The organism is Collimonas sp. OK412 (assembly GCF_900112135.1).
Classification (GTDB): domain Bacteria; phylum Pseudomonadota; class Gammaproteobacteria; order Burkholderiales; family Burkholderiaceae_D; genus Collimonas; species Collimonas rhizosphaerae.
Window position 1 is genome coordinate 155,184 of record NZ_FOLC01000009.1, and the last position, 17,795, is coordinate 172,978.

The 17,795-nt window shown below is 59.6% G+C and carries 17 protein-coding genes; 4 read left to right on the top strand and 13 right to left on the bottom strand.

Going from position 1 to position 17,795, the window contains the following annotated elements; all coding sequences use genetic code 11:
- Positions 1-25: 25 nt before the first annotated feature.
- From BM062_RS12115 to BM062_RS12170, 12 genes are all read right to left on the bottom strand, one after another.
- Positions 26-1,309 (bottom strand): CmpA/NrtA family ABC transporter substrate-binding protein, encoded by a 1,284-nt coding sequence (locus BM062_RS12115; protein WP_092397185.1) that lies wholly within the window; start codon positions 1,307-1,309, stop codon positions 26-28.
- Between the two features lie 278 nt (positions 1,310-1,587).
- Positions 1,588-2,208: an ANTAR domain-containing response regulator gene (locus BM062_RS12120; RefSeq protein WP_092397121.1), complete on the bottom strand. Its 621-nt coding sequence runs from the start codon at positions 2,206-2,208 to the stop codon at positions 1,588-1,590.
- A 142-nt stretch (positions 2,209-2,350) separates the two neighbouring features.
- Positions 2,351-3,385, bottom strand: a complete 1,035-nt coding sequence (gene pyrC / locus BM062_RS12125; RefSeq protein WP_092397187.1) for a dihydroorotase — start codon at positions 3,383-3,385, stop codon at positions 2,351-2,353.
- 4 nt (positions 3,386-3,389) lie between these two features.
- Positions 3,390-4,139: an AAA family ATPase gene (locus BM062_RS12130; protein ID WP_092397123.1), complete on the bottom strand. Its 750-nt coding sequence runs from the start codon at positions 4,137-4,139 to the stop codon at positions 3,390-3,392.
- A gap of 161 nt (positions 4,140-4,300) precedes the next feature.
- Positions 4,301-5,026 carry an amino acid ABC transporter ATP-binding protein gene (locus tag BM062_RS12135; protein ID WP_092397125.1) on the bottom strand — a complete coding sequence of 242 codons (726 nt, stop codon included), beginning with the start codon at positions 5,024-5,026 and terminating at the stop codon, positions 4,301-4,303.
- A gap of 83 nt (positions 5,027-5,109) precedes the next feature.
- On the bottom strand, positions 5,110-5,805 hold the full coding sequence (locus BM062_RS12140; protein ID WP_092397127.1) for an amino acid ABC transporter permease: 696 nt from the start codon (positions 5,803-5,805) through the stop codon (positions 5,110-5,112).
- Positions 5,806-5,807: 2 nt separating this feature from the next.
- Positions 5,808-6,560: an amino acid ABC transporter permease gene (locus BM062_RS12145; protein ID WP_092397129.1), complete on the bottom strand. Its 753-nt coding sequence runs from the start codon at positions 6,558-6,560 to the stop codon at positions 5,808-5,810.
- A 134-nt stretch (positions 6,561-6,694) separates the two neighbouring features.
- Complete coding sequence (locus BM062_RS12150) at positions 6,695-7,648, bottom strand: amino acid ABC transporter substrate-binding protein (protein ID WP_092397131.1); 954 nt, start codon at positions 7,646-7,648, stop codon at positions 6,695-6,697.
- A 156-nt stretch (positions 7,649-7,804) separates the two neighbouring features.
- Complete coding sequence (locus tag BM062_RS12155) at positions 7,805-8,683, bottom strand: amino acid ABC transporter substrate-binding protein (RefSeq protein ID WP_092397189.1); 879 nt, start codon at positions 8,681-8,683, stop codon at positions 7,805-7,807.
- 280 nt (positions 8,684-8,963) lie between these two features.
- Positions 8,964-10,250, bottom strand: a complete 1,287-nt coding sequence (locus BM062_RS12160) for a Glu/Leu/Phe/Val family dehydrogenase (protein ID WP_092397133.1) — start codon at positions 10,248-10,250, stop codon at positions 8,964-8,966.
- A 238-nt stretch (positions 10,251-10,488) separates the two neighbouring features.
- A complete protein-coding gene (locus BM062_RS12165) occupies positions 10,489-11,469 on the bottom strand; it encodes a LysR family transcriptional regulator (protein ID WP_092397191.1) in 981 nt (326 codons plus the stop codon).
- An 83-nt stretch (positions 11,470-11,552) separates the two neighbouring features.
- Positions 11,553-13,433 carry an ABCB family ABC transporter ATP-binding protein/permease gene (locus BM062_RS12170; protein ID WP_092397135.1) on the bottom strand — a complete coding sequence of 627 codons (1,881 nt, stop codon included), beginning with the start codon at positions 13,431-13,433 and terminating at the stop codon, positions 11,553-11,555.
- Positions 13,434-13,505: 72 nt separating this feature from the next.
- On the opposite strand from BM062_RS12170, the gene BM062_RS12175 reads away from it, so the two are divergent.
- On the top strand, positions 13,506-13,913 hold the full coding sequence (locus BM062_RS12175; RefSeq protein ID WP_014007961.1) for an acyl-CoA thioesterase: 408 nt from the start codon (positions 13,506-13,508) through the stop codon (positions 13,911-13,913).
- On the opposite strand, the gene BM062_RS12180 is transcribed toward BM062_RS12175, so the two are convergent.
- Positions 13,889-14,740 (bottom strand): IclR family transcriptional regulator, encoded by an 852-nt coding sequence (locus BM062_RS12180; RefSeq protein ID WP_092397137.1) that lies wholly within the window; start codon positions 14,738-14,740, stop codon positions 13,889-13,891. The two genes, BM062_RS12175 and BM062_RS12180, sit on opposite strands and share 25 nt — an antisense overlap.
- A gap of 143 nt (positions 14,741-14,883) precedes the next feature.
- Here BM062_RS12180 and BM062_RS12185 point away from each other — a divergent pair, with 143 nt between their 5' ends.
- From BM062_RS12185 to dgoD, 3 genes are read left to right on the top strand one after another with little or no spacing between them, the layout of a single operon-like run.
- The gene (locus BM062_RS12185; RefSeq protein ID WP_175500975.1) at positions 14,884-15,897 is read left to right on the top strand and encodes a 2-dehydro-3-deoxygalactonokinase; all 1,014 of its coding nucleotides are present in this window, start codon (positions 14,884-14,886) and stop codon (positions 15,895-15,897) included.
- 24 nt (positions 15,898-15,921) lie between these two features.
- Positions 15,922-16,581, top strand: coding sequence for a 2-dehydro-3-deoxy-6-phosphogalactonate aldolase (locus BM062_RS12190; RefSeq protein ID WP_092397141.1), 660 nt, complete (start codon positions 15,922-15,924; stop codon positions 16,579-16,581).
- Between the two features lie 16 nt (positions 16,582-16,597).
- Positions 16,598-17,746, top strand: a complete 1,149-nt coding sequence (dgoD, locus tag BM062_RS12195) for a galactonate dehydratase (protein ID WP_092397143.1) — start codon at positions 16,598-16,600, stop codon at positions 17,744-17,746.
- The last annotated feature ends 49 nt before the right edge of the window (positions 17,747-17,795 follow it).

Consider the following 17,795-nt stretch of genomic DNA (forward strand, 5'->3'; position numbering starts at 1 on the left):
GCGGTTCATAAACGTTTGGATTTATTTATGCACGGATCTTGAAAGATGCGGCATAGGCTTGCGGATTCCTGCCGTCCCACACCGTGCCGTCCATCAGCTTCGAGCTCCGCAGCGGGTCTTTCGGCAGCGGCGTGCTTGTCATCGCCGCCGCATCCTTGTAGAGCGCGATCTGGCTGACCGACTTGGCCACCGCCAGGTAGTCCGGGTCGCTTTTCAGCAAACCCCAGCGCCGGTGCTGGGTCATGAACCACATGCCATCCGACAGGTAGGGGAAATTGACCAGGCCGTCGTTGTAAAACTTCATGTAGTTCGGATCGTCCCAGGTCTTGCCCAGGCCGTTCTGGTAACGGCCCATGATGCGCTGGTCGATCACGTCCTTGCTGGTGTTGACATACGATTTGTCGGCGATCGCTTCGGCCATCTTGTTCTTGTTGGCGAGCGAAGCATCGATCCATTTCCCCGCTTCCAGCACGGCAGCGATCAAGGCGCGGCAGGTGTTCGGATTCTTGGCGGCAAACTCGGCGGTAGTGCCCAGCACTTTTTCCGGATGGTCTTTCCAGATTTCCTGGGTCGTGATGGCGGTAATGCCGATGCCATCGACGATCGCCCGGTGGCCCCAAGGCTCGCCGACGCAAAAGCCGTCCATGTTGCCGACCCGCATGTTGGCCACCATCTGCGGCGGCGGCACCGTAATCACCTTGGCGTCCTTGAGCGGATTGACGCCGTTGACGGCCAGCCAGTAGTACAGCCACATGGCGTGGGTGCCGGTCGGGAAGGTCTGGGCAAACGTATATTCGCGCTTGTCGCTGGCCATCAGCTTGGCTAGCGACGGCCCGTCCACAGCGCCTTTGTCGGCCAGCTTCTTGGACAGCGTGATGGCCTGGCCGTTATTGTTGAGCCCCATCAGGATCGCCATGTCTTTCTTCTGGCCGCCTATACCCATCTGCACGCCGTAGATCAAGCCCGACAGCACATGCGCGGCGTCGAGTTCGCCGTTGGCCAGCTTGTCGCGCACGCCGGCCCATGAGGTTTCCTTGCTGAGGATGATCTTGATGCCGTATTTTTTGTCAAAGCCGAGCAGCGACGCCATCACCACCGACGCGCAATCGGTCAGCGGGATGAAGCCTATCTTGACCTCGGTTTTTTCCGGCTTGTCCGAGCCTGCGGCCCAAACACCGGTGCTGGAAAGTCCTAACATGCTGGCTCCTGCCGCGAGAGTCGCGGTCTGTAATAGTTGACGGCGCTTGCCGTCGACAAGCGTGTTCGGCGTGTCCGGGGTGTTTAGCTGCAGTGCATTGCTTGCTTCCATCGCATGGCTCCAGATTGTTTCCGGCAACAAAAAAGGCGTCATCCCGCGCTGGACAAGCCATGCGGAAAGACACCTTTGTCTTATGCGGAAACGGCCGCCGTTAGCCGATTCCAGCAGCGCCAGCGTTGGCGCCTGAAATGGACTATGCAAACCACGTGCCAGGGATTTTTACCGGGGGAAATGCAGGACCGTGCCGGTTTTCCGCTCAAAAAGCGCACCGGCCTTGTGCAATGCACCAAACCAGCTCGCGGCAACCGCGCGTCCAGTTCACGGCCTGGTCAGCCCAGCAGGTCGGCAGCGTCGATAATGCGTTGCGCCACTTCGGACAGCTTGAGGTTCTTGTCCATCGCCAGCCGCCGCAGCTTTTGATATGCCTCCTGCTCCGTCAGCTTATGGTGATCCATCAGCAAACCCTTGGCCCGGTCCAGCAACTTGCGTTCGGCCAGCTTCAGCTTGGTGTCGGACAGCTCCGCCAGCAGCTTCTGCTCTTGCCGGAAGCGCGCCAGCGCGACCTCCAGCACCGGCTTGATGCGCGCCGTCTGCAGGCCGGCCACGATATAAGCGGAGACGCCGGCCGCCATCGCCGCATCCATGCTGGAAGTTTTTGCATCCTCGGTAAACAGGACGATCGGGCGGCGCGCATCGCGTGTGGCGATCACCACGTGCTCAAGCACGTCGCGCGCATCGGATTCAGCATCGATGATGACCATGTCTGGTTGCAACTGGGCAATTCTCTCTGGCAGGTACAGGTCGGCTGGAAGTGAAGCGACTATGTTGTAGCCGGCCTCCAGCAAGCCGATGCGCAAAGCCTTGCCGCGCGCGGCTTGCGCCTCGAACGCGGGATCATCGTCACCCTCGATGGCGACCGGATTGACAACAACGATACGTAGACTTTGCATGCTTGAACCTGGATCCGAAGGCGAATCGGTGAGCTACGGTTAGACAGGATGGAAGGCCGGTTTTATCCGTTCCTGCCATTCAGGCAAGCAAAAATCGCACCATGTCGATGCAAAAGGTAAAAAGCGGAGGTGTTAAATGACCCTACGCCAGTTGCCAATCTATCGTCTCGCCGCCGTTCAGCGGCACCAGGGTAGTCTCGCCCAGCGGCAATTCCGCCGGCAAGGTCCACGACTGGCGCTTCAGCGTGACCGTGCCCTGGTTGCGCGGCAGATTGTAGAAATCGGGGCCGTTGAAGCTGGCGAACGCCTCCAGCTTGTCCAGCGCGCCGGCCTGGTCGAATGCCTGCGCATACAGCTCCATCGCATGCAGCGCGGTATAACAGCCGGCACAGCCGCAGGCGTGCTCTTTCAAACCCTTCGGATGCGGGGCTGAATCGGTGCCGAGGAAGAACCGCGTGCTGCCCGACGCCACTGCCTGCACCAATGCTTGCCGGTGCTCTTCTCGCTTCAGTACCGGCAGGCAATAATAATGCGGCCGGATGCCGCCCTTGAAGATTTCGTTGCGGTTATACAGCAGGTGATGCGCCGTGACGGTGGCCGCCACCGGCCCGCTTGCGCTCTCGACGTATTGGGCGGCGTCCTTGGTGGTGATGTGCTCGAACACCACTTTCAGTTCCGGCATGTCGCCCCGCAACGGCTGCATCACACGGTCGATGAAAACCGCTTCGCGGTCGAAGATATCGATTGCCGGATCGGTCACTTCGCCATGCACCAGGAACGGCATGCCGAGCTCCTGCATGACTTCCAGTGTCTTGTAGCACTTGCCCAGGTCCGTTACGCCGGCATCGGAATTGGTGGTGGCGCCGGCCGGATACAGCTTGACCGCGTGCACGAAGCCGCTGTCCTTGGCGCGCCGGATCTCGTCAGGCGGCGTATTGTTGGTCAGGTACAGGGTCATCAGCGGCTCGAACGCCAGCTCCTGCGGCAAGGCTGCCAGGATGCGCTCGCGGTAGGCTGCCGCCTGCGCAGTGGTGGTCACCGGCGGCTTCAGGTTAGGCATCACGATGGCGCGGGCGAACTGGCGCGCGCTATGCGGCAAGACGGCGGCCAGCGCCACGCCGTCGCGCAGGTGCAAATGCCAGTCGTCGGGACGGGTGATGGTCAGTGTGTCGGTCAAGGCATCAGTCATGTTCATTCTCTTCTGCAAAAAGTCGCTCCAGCATGGCTGCCGGATTGTTCAGGAAATGGCGCGTGGTCGTATAGTGTTCGGTGTCTTCGTAGCGGGTCTCGGCAAGGCCGCTCTGGTCCAGCAGGTAAATCCTGGCGTGGGGATAAGCCAGCAAGATAGGCGAATGGGTGGCGATGATGAACTGGCTGCGATTTTGCGCCAGCTTGTGGATAATCGCCAGCGCCGCCAGCTGGCGGTTGGGCGATAACGCTGCTTCCGGTTCATCCAGCATGTAAAAACCGTCAGGCTGGAACTTGTTTTGCAGCAGCGCCAGGAAAGACTCCCCATGCGATTGCCGGTGCAGCCCCTTGTCGCCATAGGATGGATGCTGTCCGTCATCCATGTTTTCCTCGTAGGTGGCGAGGTTGAAGAAACTTTCGGCGCGCAGGAAATAGCCGGCCCGGGGCCGCTTGAAGCTCTTCACCGTCCGTATGTAGCGATGCAGGTCGGAATGCGCTTCGGCGCTAGAGAAATTCGCGTTCCTGGTGCCGCCTTCCGCATTAAACCCCCAGGCAACCGCAATCGCTTCCAGCAAGGTCGATTTGCCTGCGCCGTTTTCGCCGACCAGGAACGTGACGTCAGGATGAAAATCGATCTGCTCCAGTTCGCGCACGGCCGGGATGCTGAAGGGATACACATCATAATCGACCGCCAGCTCGGGATTGAGTTTCAGGCTGCGCAGGTAAGGTTTGGTGGCTAGCATGGTGCGGCGGGGGTTCGGATGAGCGTCATTTTACCGCAGGCCGGGGGGCGGCGCCTCGCCGGATGCTCCCCGCCTGCCCTTCCGCGCCAGGCAACCAGGCAACAAAAAAGCCGCCCGGATATGCTCCGGAGCGGCTTCTTGCCTCGCGCAAAACGCAGCGGTCAGTGAATGATCTTGGCCAGGAAATCGCGGGCGCGGTCGGAACGCGGCGCGCCAAAGAACTCGTCCTTGGTGCAGTCTTCCACCACCAGGCCCTTGTCCATGAACACCACGCGGTTGGCGACCTTCTTGGCGAAGCCCATTTCATGCGTCACCACCATCATGGTCATGCCTTCTTGCGCCAGGCCGACCATCACGTCCAGCACTTCATTGATCATTTCCGGATCGAGCGCTGAAGTCGGTTCGTCGAACAGCATCGCAATCGGATCCATCGACAACGCACGGGCAATCGCCACGCGCTGCTGCTGGCCGCCGGACAGCTGGCCAGGGAACTTGTCTTTCTGTGCAATCAGGCCGACGCGGTCGAGGTACTTCAAGCCTTTTTCATTGGCTTCGTCCTGGCTGCGGCCCAGCACCTTGACCTGGCCGATGGTCAGGTTCTCGCGGATCGACATGTGCGGAAACAGTTCGAAGTTCTGGAACACCATGCCGATGCGCGCGCGCAGTTTCGACAGGTTGGTCTTGGGGTCGCCGACCGAAACGCCGTCGACCGTGATCTCGCCCTTCTGGAACGGCTCCAGGCCGTTGACGGTCTTGATCAGCGTCGATTTACCGGAACCCGACGGTCCGCACACCACCACCACGTCGCCCTTGGCCACTTGCGTGGTGCAATCGGTCAGGACTTGAAATTGGCCGTACCATTTGCTGACGTTGTTAAGCTTAATCATGAGTATTTCTCCTAATTCCTGAATTCTGTTTTGCAGTCCAGGCCCGCCCCTTCCTTGGGCCGGGCCTGGATCTTGTCGAACAATTATCGAATAATCGCAACCCTTTGCTGCAGCTTCTTGACCAGCGACGACAAGCCGAAGCTCATCACGAAGTACACCACGGCGACAAACATGTACATCTCCACCAGGCGGCCGTCGCGCTGCGCGATCTTGGATGCGACAGTAACGAAGTCCGGCACCGAGCCCAGCACATAGACCAGCGAAACGTCTTGGAACAAGACGATGGTCTGGGTCAGCAGGATCGGGATCATGTTGCGGAACGCTTGCGGCAGCACCACATTGCCCATCATTTGCCAGTAATTCATGCCCAGCGCATAGCCGGCAGAAACCTGGCCGCGCGGGATCGACTGGATCCCGGAACGCATGATTTCGCAATAATAAGCTGCTTCAAACAAGATGAACGTGATCAATGCCGACGAGAATGCGCCGACCTGCACCGGCTGCGATGCGCCGATAATCCAGGCGCCGATGTACGGCACCAGGAAGTAGAACCAGAAAATCACCAGCACCAGGGGCACCGAGCGGATCAGGTTGACGTAGCTGGTGGCGATCAGTGAAATCGTCTTGTTGTGCGACAAGCGCATCATCGCCAGCACGGTGCCGAACAGGATGCCGCCTATCATCGCCACCAAGGTCAGCGTCAGCGTGAACTTCATGCCGGTGGTGAACAGGTAGAGCCAGGAGCGCTGGATGACGTCAAAATCGAAATTCGAAAACATGATTAATGACCTCCCGTGTTAGCGCTGCCGGCAGCAATGAAACCTGGAATCGCGATCGCTTTTTCAAGCCAGCGCGCCAGCAGCAAGGCAATCGCCGAGATGATCACGTAGATCACGGTGGCGCCGGTGAGGGCTTCGAAAGTCTGGAAGGTAAATTCACGCATCGAGTAGGTGGCGGCGGTCAGTTCCACCAGGCCGATCGTCAGTGCGACCGAGCTGTTTTTGATGATTGCTGCAAATTCGTTGGTCAGCGACGGGATGATGATCCGGAACGACATCGGCAGCAAAACGTAGCGATATGTTTGTGGCAACGTCAGACCAAGTGCAGTACCCGCCAGCTTTTGGCCACGGGGCAGCGCATTGATGCCAGCGGAGACTTGTACGGCAATCCGCGACGACGTAAAAAAACCCAGCGCCAGGAAGGCGGTGATGAATGATGCATTTGGCAGGCTCTTGAGCCAGTTGCCGACGCCCGCAGGGACGATTTCCGGCATCACGAAATACCAGAGAAACATCTGCACGATCAGCGGGATGTTGCGGAATAATTCAACGTAGCCGTTGGCCACGCGTACTGCCCACTTGTTCGGCATGGTACGGATCGTACCGATCACCGTACCGATGATCAGCGCCATGATCCAGGCCGATGCGGACAGCGCAAGCGTCCACTTCAGGCCGGCCAGCAAGGTGTCCATGTAAGTGCTGACACCGTCGGGAGACTCTTGCCAGAAGATGCCCCAGTTCCAGTTGTAATGCATATTAAGTCCCCTCTATTACTCAAATCTCCATTGCTGCGCCAGCAATCGGCAAGCGCCTATTGTGCGGCGCAGCAATTCAATTTCAGAAACAAAACGGGAGGCTTGCGCCTCCCGTTCCGTTCTTATCGCCTATCTTATTTTTTCTTCAACTTCAGCGATTGCTTTTGCGCTTCAGGGACGGCAGCATAGGCAGCCGGATCACCCGAATCGGTTGGCTTGGCAAACGCAGCCTTCAGCTCTGGGCTGACTGGCACGTTCAGGTTGATGCCCTTCGGCGGAATCGCCTTCAGGAACCATTTTGCGTAGATGTCGTTGATCTGGCCCGAGGTGTAGACATTGCTCAGCGCAGTGTCGACCGCTTTCTTGAATGGCAGGTCGTCTTTGCGTTCGATAATGCCGTACGGCTCAACCGACAAGGCTTCCTTGGTGATTTCGTAGTCGGCAGGCGCTCTGGAGCTTGCCGCCAGCGACGCCAGCAGGATGTCGTCCATGACAAACGCTGTTGCGCGGCCGGTTTCCACCATCAGGAACGCTTCAGCATGGTCTTTGGCGGCCAGGATGTTCATGCCGAGGTTGCGCTCGCCATTGAGGATCGTGACTTGCTTCAGGTTCGACGTGCCGGAAGTGGAAACGATGGTCTTGCCCTTGAGGTCGTCCAGCGTCTTGATGTTGGACGATTTCTTGGCCAGGATACGGTTCGCGGTCACGTACATGGTCGGCGCAAAGGAAACGACCTTTTGACGCTCTGCATTGTTGGTGGCGGAATCGCAGGACAGGTCGATGGTGCCGTTGGAGATCAGCGGAATGCGGGTCGCCGAAGTCACTGGAACCATCTTGACGTTCAAGGCAGTCATGCCGAGCTGTTTCTGAATGGCGGTCGCAGCTTTCAGGCACAGGTCGATCGAGTAACCCTGATACGATTGTTTGTCATCAAGGTAAGAGAATGGAATGGACGAATCGCGCACGCCCAGGGTGATGGTGCCGGTATCCTTGATTTTCTTGAGTGTTCCGGTCAGTTCTTGTGCTTGTACGGAGCCAACCATTACTCCCAAGCCAACCAAAGCGACAACTAATTTCGATGACATCATAACAACTCCCGTAAAAAAATTATCTGTATAGTTTAACAAACTCACTGCCTCAGCAGCAGACTTAAACTCATGCTTATTTATTATTCTTACTTCTCCTCCGAAAATGCCTGTCTCCACCTTTGCATAAATTAAAAATTACAGTCAATTCTGATTACTTTAGTTGCCAACCTGGTCCGACGGGAAGCGTAAAGACTCCCTGAAAAGATAGCCCATGGGCATGTTCAACACGAGATTATTTTTTGCCGGAATCGGGCTCAGGAACCACTTGGTGTACAACTTGTTGATTTCGCCATCGTGGATAATGCGGCCCATTTCACGGTCGACCACAGCTTTATAGTTTGTATCGCCTTTCGGCAGCATGATAGCGTAAGGTTCGGTTGTCAAAGGCTCGCCGACAATCGCGTACGCTGCGGGATCCTTGGCGGTAGCCTTCAATCCGTACAGCAGCACGTCATCCATCACAAATGCATCGGCCGCCTTGTCTTCCACCATCTTGAACGATTCGTTGTGGTCGCGTCCTTCCAGTATGGTCATGTTCAGGGAGCGGACCTGGCCCCGGTCGACCAGGGATTTGACGCTGGTCGTCCCCTTGGTCGTCACCACCTTCTTGTCGCGCAGGTCCGGCCAGTTCTTGATCTTGTCTTCGGTCCGCACCAGCATCCGCGACGACGCCATGAAATGCGCGATGGTAAAGCCGACCTGCTTGCGCCGCTCTGCATTGTTGGTGGTTGACCCGCACTCCAGGTCGATTTTTCCGCTTGCGATCATGTCAATGCGATTAGATGACGTCACTGGAACATACGCGATATTCAATTGCTGCAGTTTCAATTGCTGCTTCACCGCGTCGGCTATCTTGAGGCACAGGTCGATCGCATAGCCAACCGGCTTTTTATCCTGGTCCACAAAAGAGAATGGGAACGACGCTTCCCGGTATCCGATCGTGATGGTCTTGCTGTCGCGGATTTTCGCCAGCACGTCTTCCGCATGCGCGGCTGCCGCTGCGATACTCAACGTTACCGCTAACACAACTCCCAGACCTGCATTGCACCGCGCGGCCGCATTGCTGCCCTGGCCGCCCTTACCGTCCTTGATTCCCACGCTGCTCTCCCCTTGATGTGCGCTGTCGATAATGTTTTTATGCAATGAATATGCTTAATGCAATATTCAAGCCAGCTGTTTGCTTGTCGGCGGCGACTGCTATAGCGTCGCTCTTTTGCAGACAAATCCCCGGATACGCCCAGGGCCAGATGACACGCGCTCAGCCGGGCAGCAGCTTGAGCGCGCGCAAAACATCCCGACTATAACGCAACATCAATCAAGGATACAAACCACGCATTTCACGCGCTTGCAACACACGGGTACAGGCAACAATAAATGCAGCGGTGCGCAACGATACTTTCTTCTCTTCAGCCAGTTGCCAGACCGCGGTAAACGCTTCGCGCATGATGCGGGTCAGGCGCAGGTTGATTTCATCTTCAGTCCAGAAGAAGCTGGAGAAATCCTGCACCCACTCGAAATAACTTACCGTCACGCCGCCGGCATTGGCGATCACGTCAGGCACTACCAGCACGCCCTTTTCATGCAGGATGTCGTCCGCAGCCGGACTGGTCGGGCCGTTGGCGCCTTCCAGGATGATCTTGGCGCGGATGGTCGGCGCATTCTCCACGGTGATTTGCTGCTCCAAAGCAGCAGGCACCAAAATATCGCAATCGACAGCCCAAAACTGCGCACGGTCGCTGATTTCTTCGCCGCCCTTGAAACCGGCAACGCTGCCGGTTTCATTGACGTGGGCTTGCAGCGCCGCGACGTCGAGGCCGCTGGATCGCACCACGGTCGAGATATGGTCTTGCACCGCCACCACTTTTGCGCCGGCTTCCGAGAACAGGCGCGCGGCGATGCCGCCGACGTTACCGAAACCCTGCACCGCAACCTTGGCGCCGTGGATATCCAGGCCGCGCTTGACCGCTGCTTCGCAACCCACCACGAACACGCCGCGGCCGGTGGCTTCGCGCCGTCCCAGGCTGCCGCCCAGTGAAATCGGCTTGCCGGTGACGACGCCCGATGCAGTGCTGCCCTGGTTCATGGAATAGGTATCCATCATCCAGGCCATGATTTGTTCGTTGGTGTTGACGTCCGGCGCCGGGATGTCCTTGTTAGGGCCGATGATGATGCCGATCTCGCTGGTATAGCGGCGCGTCATGCGTTGCAGTTCGCCTTGCGACAAGGTCTTCGGGTCAACCCGGATACCGCCCTTGGCGCCGCCGTACGGCACGTTGACCGCGGCGTTCTTGACCGTCATCCAGGCCGACAGGGCCATCACTTCGGACAGGGTCACGTCCTGGTGGAAACGCACGCCGCCCTTGCCCGGGCCGCGCGAGGTGTTGTGCTGCACGCGATAGCCTTCGAAGTGGGCAATGGTGCCGTCATCGCGTTCGATAGGGACGTCGACGATCAGCATCCGCTTCGGACGCTTCATGGTTTCGACCCAGCGGGCCAGGTTGCCGAGGTAAGGTGTTACGCGATCGATTTGTTCGAGATAGTCGCCCCATGGGCCGATGCCATGTTGCGTGAGATAGGATGGAACTTCGTGCTTGATAGTCATATTTTTGCGCGCTCCTGGAAGTTGCAGACCGGCCCCCTGGATTAGGACGACAGGGGTACTGACAGCGGGGGCGAAATCGATCTAGTGGCGAATCGTAGGACAACGGCATAGGGCAAAGCCAATGCTTTGTGCGCATGTAACTATGCATTTTTTGCATTGATATCAAAAAATACAATTACCACATGGCAATAAACTTTTCGCGCAGCTTCCGGCGCCTGGAACCTGGCGGTTCCAGGGTTTATGCGAGCGCCGCCGGTGTTTTGCGTTTGGCGTTTTTGGCTGCTTCCTTGGCGGCGTTTTCCTGCTGCTGCAGCAGGTAAGCCCACAACCGCGCGACCACCGGCTTGCCCGGCCTTTGCACGGTAGGACGTTCACGGTACAGGCGGATTTCCATGGTGGCTTCCCATTCCGGCGCGTTGTGGTCGACGCTGGCCAGCTGTTTCAGCTTGACTTCGCGGGTCACCGCGGACTCCGGCAGGAACGCCACGCCGTGTCCTTCCAGCGCCATCATTTTCAAGCCTTCCGCCATATCCGTCTCGTAGCGTTTTTCCAGGTAAAGCGGCTTCTTGGCGTCGGCCAGGATCAGTTCCACCATGCGCCCGAGGTAGGCGTTGCTGGTATAGGACAAGAACGGCAAAGGCGCGCCGGCGCTGCCGGGAAAGACATAGTCCGGCACCCCGGCCTTGTTGCAATGGGCATAGGCGCGCAGCACCTCGCTGCCCAAGGTGATCAGGTCGTAGCGGCCGGTGTCGAGCTGTACCGGCTGGCGCGGATGGTGATAGCACAGCAGCAGGTCGCAGCCGCCATCCACCATGGCCATCACGGCGTCATGCACGTTCAAGGCCAGCAGGCGCGTATTGAGCGGGCCAAAACCGCCTTCCAGCAAACGGATCCAGCGCGGCACATAGGTCAGCGACAAGGTATGCGGCACGGCAAAATCGACCGTGCTCAATGCTGTCGGGCGCTTGCCGCGCATCAGCGCACGAGCGTTGTTGATCTGGCCCAGCATCTCCAGCGCCTGCTCGTAAAAGACCTCGCCGGCCGCCGTCAGCCGCGTCGGATAGGAGGTACGGTCAATCAGGTCGGCGCCCAGCCATGCCTCCAGCGACTGGATGCGGCGCGAGAAGGCCGGCTGCGTGACGTGACGCAATTCTGCAGAGCGGCTGAAACTATGGGTTTCCGCCAACGAAATGAAGTCTTCTAACCATTTGCTTTCCATGCCGCTATCGTAACGCGAGTCGGCAGCGGCGGCATAGGAAATTGGCGCACCCGCGGACGACAATCTGCATGAGCGTTGTACTCCTACACCATGCGCACCACGTTTTCAGGGTAGCCGTCGCCGGCTTCCGGCGACGGGCTTTCCACCTCGTCCGGATGCGCCTGCTGGCGCTGCCACATCTGCGCATATGCGCCGCCCGCCGCCAGCAGCTGCGCATGGGTGCCGCGCTCAATGATGTGGCCGTGGTCCAGCACCAGTATCTGCGCCGCATCGGCGATGGTCGACAAGCGATGGGCAATCACCAGTGTCGTGCGGTCCTTGGCGATTTCTTTCAGCTGCGCCTGGATCGCCTGTTCGGATTTCGAATCGAGCGCCGAAGTGGCCTCGTCGAAAATCAGCACGGCGGGATTTTTCAGCAGGGTGCGGGCGATCGCCACCCGCTGCTTTTCGCCGCCCGACAATTTCAAGCCGCGCTCGCCCACCATCGAATCGTAGCCGTCCGGCAGCGACTCGATGAAATCATGGATATGCGCCGCCTTGGCGACCGCGATGATTTCGGCCTTGCTGGCGCCCGGCTTGCCGTAAGCGATGTTGTACTCGATGCTGTCGTTGAACAGCACGGTATCCTGCGGCACAATGCCGATCGCCTGGCGCAGCGAAGCCTGCGTGATGTCGCGCAAATCCTGGCCGTCGATCGTGATGCGGCCGGCGTTGATATCGTAAAAACGGAACAGCAGCCGCGACAAGGTCGACTTGCCGGAACCGCTGTGGCCGACTACCGCGGTGGTGGTGCCTGCGGCTATCGTGAAATCGACGTCGAACAAGATCTGGCGCTTGCTCTCGTAGCTGAAATCGACATGCGCGAAATGCACTTGCGCGCCGCCGGTCAGTAGCGGCCGCGCCTCGGCGGCGTCGGCGATCTCGCGGTTCTCATCGAGCAGGTGGAACAGCCGCTCCATGTCGGCCAGGCTTTGCTTGATTTCGCGATAGATGACGCCAAGGAAATTGAGCGGGATATACAGCTGGATCATGAAGGAATTGACCAGCACCAGGTCGCCCAGCGTCATCTTGCCGTCGATCACGCCCTGCGTGGCGCGCCACAGGATCAGCGTCACCGCGATGGCGATGATCAGCGACTGGCCGGTATTGAGCAAGGACAGCGAGGTCTGCGATTTCACCGCGGCGGTCTCATAACGCATCAGGCCGTCGTCGTAACGCCGTGCTTCGTATTCCTCATTGCCGAAATACTTGACGGTTTCGTAGTTGATCAGCGAATCGATGGCTTTGGTGTTGGCGCTCGAATCGAGCGTGTTCATGGTGCGCCGGAAATGGGTGCGCCATTCGGTCACGGTCACCGTAAAAAAGATGTAGCTGACCAGCGCCACCACGGTGATGCCGGCAAACCAGATGTCGTAGTGCAGCACCAGGTAACCGAGCACCAGCGAGATTTCGATCAAGGTCGGCAAGATGCTGAACAGCGCGTACGACACCAGCGACGAAATGCCGCGCGTACCGCGCTCGATGTCGCGCGTCATGCCGCCGGTCTGGCGATTCAGGTGAAAGCGCAGCGACAGCGAATGCAGGTGGCGGAACACCTGCAGGGCGATGGTGCGCACCGCGCGTTGCGTCACGCGGGCGAACACGAACTCGCGCAACTCCGTGAACAAGGTGGTGCTCAGGCGCAGCGCGCCGTAAGCCACCAGTATTCCCAGCGGCAGCACCAGCATCGCCTGCGGATGGCTGGCCGTGATGGTCATGCTGTCGACCAGCTTCTTCAGCACCAGCGGCACGCCGACATTGGCCAGCTTGGCGCCCAGCATGAACAGCAGCGCCAGCGAGACGCGCCACTTGTAGGTCCAAAGGTAAGGCAGCAAGGTCTTGAGCGTGGCCCAGTCGCTGCGCTTTGGCTGGCCGCTGCCGGCGGCTGCGGCGGGCTCTGGCGACGTGGAAGAATGGTGGCGCATAAGGTGACAATCTTAAAGAATGGTTTAAGCTACGGATACAAAACCAATTGTAGCTCTCAGGGGAAATAATCGATGACTGATCAAAACAACAATCAATTGCCACCCGACACCATGCCGCAGCTGCGGGTGATGCCGATGCCATCCGACGCCAACGTGCACGGCGACGTCTTCGGCGGCTGGATCATGGCACAAGTCGACATTGCCGGCTCGCTGCCGGCCACGCGCCGCGCCAACGGCCGGGTCGCCACGATTGCCGTGAACTCCTTCCTGTTCAAGCAGCCGGTGTTTGTCGGCGACCTGCTGTCGTTTTACGCCGAGATAGTCAAGGTCGGCAATACCTCGATCACCGTCAACGTCGAGGTGTATGCCGAACGCAATCGGCTGCAGACAGAAGTCGTGAAGGTGACGGAAGCGACGCTGACCTATGTCGCCACGGATGCGCAGCGCAAGCCGCGTCAGCTGCCGCCGCTCGCTTCCTGACTCGCTTCCTGATTTGCGCCAAGCTCGCTGGAAATGCCGGCCGCCGCGGCCTGCACGACAGCGATCAATGACTGCATCCGCTCCAGCGGCATATAAGGCAGCGTGCTGGAAACGCTGATGGCGGCGACAATCGCGTGGGTGGCGTCGTAGATCGGCGCCGCCACGCAGCGTATCGACGGCTCGTTGTCTTCCAGGTCGAAGGCGTAACCGCCTTTGACATATTCGCGCATCTGGTCGCGAAACTCGGTCCAGCTCCGCTTGGGCAACAAGCCGGCAGCATGGTTGGCGGCAGCGGTGCTGCGCTTCTGGTACAGGCTCTTCCATTCCTCTTCGTCCATGCCCAGCATCAATGCCTTGCCGACGCCGGTAGTGGCGATCGGCATCCGGTGCCCCACGCGCGAACGCATTTCCAGCCCCTTCTTGCCGGGAATCTTGTCCAGGTAAAGCACATCGTCGCCGTCCTGCAGCGCCAGGTGGATAGTGTCGCCCGACTGTTCTGCCAGCCGCTCCAGGTAGGACCGCGCCACTATGCTCAGCGAGACTTCTTCGCGCGCCTGGAAACCCAGTTCGATCAATTTGGGGCCCAGCACATAACCCGCGTTCGGCGTAAAGCGCAGATAGCGCTCCTGCACCAGGCAGTTGGCCAGCCTGTGGGTAGTGCTGCGGGTGGTGCCCAGCATCTGCGCGATCTGTTTCAGATCGCGCGCGCCGCCGGCTACCGCCTGCAATACGGCCAGCCCGCGCGTCAAGGTCTGGGTGCCTGTCGGTGCGGCGGCCTGCTCGCCCACGTGGCCATGCGACTCTGCCGAGTCCTGTAATTTGCGCATGATTGGAACCTGTCAAAAAATAACTTATATCCCATATATTGGGACATAATATCATATATTGACAGAAAATTGCGGCAGGAATAAAGTACGCCACATCGCGGGATGCTCAGATCCTGCCCGCAATTTTTGAAGTTAACCGACCCATGCCGCCTGCACTGCATCCAACGCACTTGATCGCCCTCGACTGGGGGACTTCATCGCTCCGCGCCTACCGGCTCGGAGCGCATGGCCAGACGCTGGAATTGCGCGCCCTCCCCTGCGGCGTAATGCAATTGCCGCAAACCGGCGGCGACGGCGAAAGCGGTTTCGAAGCCGCTTTCGAGCAAGCCTGCGGCGATTGGCTGCGCGCTGCTCCGGGTACACCGGTGATCGCAGCCGGCATGGTCGGCAGCCGCCAGGGATGGCGCGAGGTTCCGTACCTGGAAGTGCCGATTGCCGTCGACCGCATCGGCGGCAGCTTGAGTACGCTGCGCAATCGCCACGGACAGCTGATTCACCTGGTGCCGGGCCTGATCGAAAATTCCATGCTGCCGAACGTCATGCGCGGCGAGGAGACCCAGGTGGTCGGCGTGCTCAATGCCCTTGCCGGCAGCGGCAAATCCGATGCCTCCGGCCAGGATATCCTGGTCGGCCTGCCCGGCACGCATTCCAAGTGGGTACAGATACGGCGCTCGGGCGCGCAAAGCCAGCTGGCGCATTTTGATACGTTCATGACCGGCGAAGTTTTTGCCGCCTTGTCTGGGCATACCATCCTTGGACGCGGCATGCAGGCCGACGGCGGCGATGCGGAAGCCGGACGGCGTGCCTTCGAGCGCGGTGCCCTGGTGGCGCAAACCGCGGCCGGCCAGGCCGGCGTATTGTCGACCATATTCAGTACGCGCACGCTGGGGCTGACCGGCGTGCTGGACGGTCCCGGCCAGCGCGAATACCTGTCGGGACTGCTGATCGGCCATGAAATCGCTGCATTGCAAGCCATGCTGCGCAGCCAGGGACGGCAGCCTTCCCAAGTGATGCTGGTAGGCGAAGCCGGCTTGTGCGCACGTTATACGCAAGTGCTGCACGCCTATGGTTTTGGCGCAGTCGAGGTGGTGGCCGAAGCCACCGAACGCGGCCTGTGGCAGCTGGCGCTGACGGCGGGACTATTGAAACATGCTTAGCAGCGAGAATATCGGGAAACCACCATGTTGATAAATGCAATGAAACAATGCGGGCTGATCGCCATCCTGCGCGGCGTCGAGCCGCATGAAGTGGCGGCGATCGGCTTGAAACTCTACGAAGCCGGCTTCAGGATCATTGAAGTGCCGCTCAATTCGCCCCAGCCTTTCGACAGCATCCGCATCTTGCGCAACGCCTTGCCGGCCGATTGCGTGGTCGGCGCCGGCACCGTCTTGCGCACCGGCCAGGTGGCGGAAGTCAAGCGCGCCGGCGGCGAGATCATCGTCATGCCGCACAGCGACCCGGCGGTGATCGCTGCCGCCAAGCAGGCCGGGCTGGCTTGCGCGCCTGGCGTCGCCACGGTAACCGAAGCATTCGCCGCGCTGGCTGCCGGCGCCGACGTCTTGAAAATGTTCCCGGCCGAGCAGCTGGGGCCGAACGTAGTCAAGGCATGGCGCGCGGTGATTCCGCGCGAAGTGGCGTTATTGCCGGTAGGCGGCATCACGCCGGAAAATCTGGCAACATTTGCCAGCGCCGGCGCTTCCGGATTCGGCCTGGGGTCGGCGCTGTACAAACCCGGCCTGAGCGCCGAGCAGGTCGGCCAGAACGGCAACAGGTTTGTCGCGGCATGGTGCGCGATACAAGCGGCTTCGGCAACAGCGCAAACGCCAGAAATAAAAAATTGAACAGGAGACGAGATTAATGAAGATCACCAAACTGACCACTTACATCGTACCGCCGCGTTGGTGTTTCCTGAAGATAGAAACCGACGAAGGCGTGGTCGGCTGGGGCGAACCGGTGGTCGAAGGCCGCGTGCATAGCGTGGCGGCGGCCGTCGAAGAACTGTCGGACTACCTGATCGGCAAGGATCCGCGCCATATCGAGGACCATTGGACCGTGCTGTACCGCGGCGGTTTCTACCGCGGCGGCGCCATCCACATGAGTGCGCTGGCCGGCATCGACCAGGCGCTGTGGGATATCAAGGGCAAGGCGCTCGGCGTCTCGGTCAGCCAGTTGCTGGGCGGCCCGGTACGCGACAGCATCCGCGTCTATTCATGGATCGGCGGCGACCGCCCGGCCGACACCGCGGCGGCAGCCAAGGATGCCGTGGCGCGCGGCTTCACCGCGGTGAAGATGAATGGCACCGAAGAATTGCAATTCGTCGATTCCTATGAAAAAGTGGAAGCGACATTGGCCAACGTCGCCGCAGTGCGCGCGGCGGTCGGTCCGCACATCGGCATCGGCGTCGATTTCCACGGCCGCGTGCACAAGCCGATGGCGAAGATCCTGGTCAAGGAGCTGGAGCCTTACAAGCTGATGTTTATCGAAGAGCCCGTGCTCAGCGAAAACTACGAAGCGCTGAAAGAACTGGCGCCGCTGACCAGCACTCCGATCGCGCTGGGCGAACGGCTGTATTCGCGCTGGGATTTCAAGCGCGTCCTGAGCGAAGGTTATGTCGATATCATCCAGCCCGATGTCTCGCACGCCGGCGGCATCACCGAAACGCGCAAGATCGCCACCATGGCCGAAGCCTATGACGTCGCCGTGGCGCTGCACTGCCCGCTCGGCCCGATTGCCCTGGCCGCCTGCCTGCAGGTGGACGCGGTGTCGTATAACGCGTTCATCCAGGAACAGAGCCTGGGGATCCACTACAACAAGAGCAACGACTTGCTCGACTATGTGAAGAACCCTGAAGTCTTTGCCTACGACAAAGGCTACGTGACCATTCCCCAAGGGCCGGGACTGGGCATCGAAATCAATGAGGAATATGTCAAGGAACGGGCCGCCGTCGGCCATCGCTGGCGCAATCCGATCTGGCGCCATAAAGACGGCAGCTTCGCCGAGTGGTAAACGGAGACTGAAGGCACGCCCCGTCGCCGCCTGTCCCCAAAAAAAACAA

Excerpts from the sequence above, each read along its gene's own strand:
- BM062_RS12115 (WP_092397185.1), bottom strand. The coding sequence starts at position 1,309 with ATGGAAGCAAGCAATGCACTGCAGCTAAACACCCCGGACACGCCGAAC.
- BM062_RS12120 (WP_092397121.1), bottom strand. The coding sequence starts at position 2,208 with ATGCAAAGTCTACGTATCGTTGTTGTCAATCCGGTCGCCATCGAGGGT.
- BM062_RS12130 (WP_092397123.1), bottom strand. The coding sequence starts at position 4,139 with ATGCTAGCCACCAAACCTTACCTGCGCAGCCTGAAACTCAATCCCGAG.
- BM062_RS12135 (WP_092397125.1), bottom strand. The coding sequence starts at position 5,026 with ATGATTAAGCTTAACAACGTCAGCAAATGGTACGGCCAATTTCAAGTC.
- BM062_RS12140 (WP_092397127.1), bottom strand. The coding sequence starts at position 5,805 with ATGTTTTCGAATTTCGATTTTGACGTCATCCAGCGCTCCTGGCTCTAC.
- BM062_RS12145 (WP_092397129.1), bottom strand. The coding sequence starts at position 6,560 with ATGCATTACAACTGGAACTGGGGCATCTTCTGGCAAGAGTCTCCCGAC.
- BM062_RS12150 (WP_092397131.1), bottom strand. The coding sequence starts at position 7,648 with ATGATGTCATCGAAATTAGTTGTCGCTTTGGTTGGCTTGGGAGTAATG.
- BM062_RS12160 (WP_092397133.1), bottom strand. The coding sequence starts at position 10,250 with ATGACTATCAAGCACGAAGTTCCATCCTATCTCACGCAACATGGCATC.
- BM062_RS12165 (WP_092397191.1), bottom strand. The coding sequence starts at position 11,469 with ATGGAAAGCAAATGGTTAGAAGACTTCATTTCGTTGGCGGAAACCCAT.
- BM062_RS12170 (WP_092397135.1), bottom strand. The coding sequence starts at position 13,433 with ATGCGCCACCATTCTTCCACGTCGCCAGAGCCCGCCGCAGCCGCCGGC.
- BM062_RS12175 (WP_014007961.1), top strand. The coding sequence starts at position 13,506 with ATGACTGATCAAAACAACAATCAATTGCCACCCGACACCATGCCGCAG.
- BM062_RS12180 (WP_092397137.1), bottom strand. The coding sequence starts at position 14,740 with ATGCGCAAATTACAGGACTCGGCAGAGTCGCATGGCCACGTGGGCGAG.
- BM062_RS12185 (WP_175500975.1), top strand. The coding sequence starts at position 14,884 with ATGCCGCCTGCACTGCATCCAACGCACTTGATCGCCCTCGACTGGGGG.
- BM062_RS12190 (WP_092397141.1), top strand. The coding sequence starts at position 15,922 with ATGTTGATAAATGCAATGAAACAATGCGGGCTGATCGCCATCCTGCGC.
- dgoD (WP_092397143.1), top strand. The coding sequence starts at position 16,598 with ATGAAGATCACCAAACTGACCACTTACATCGTACCGCCGCGTTGGTGT.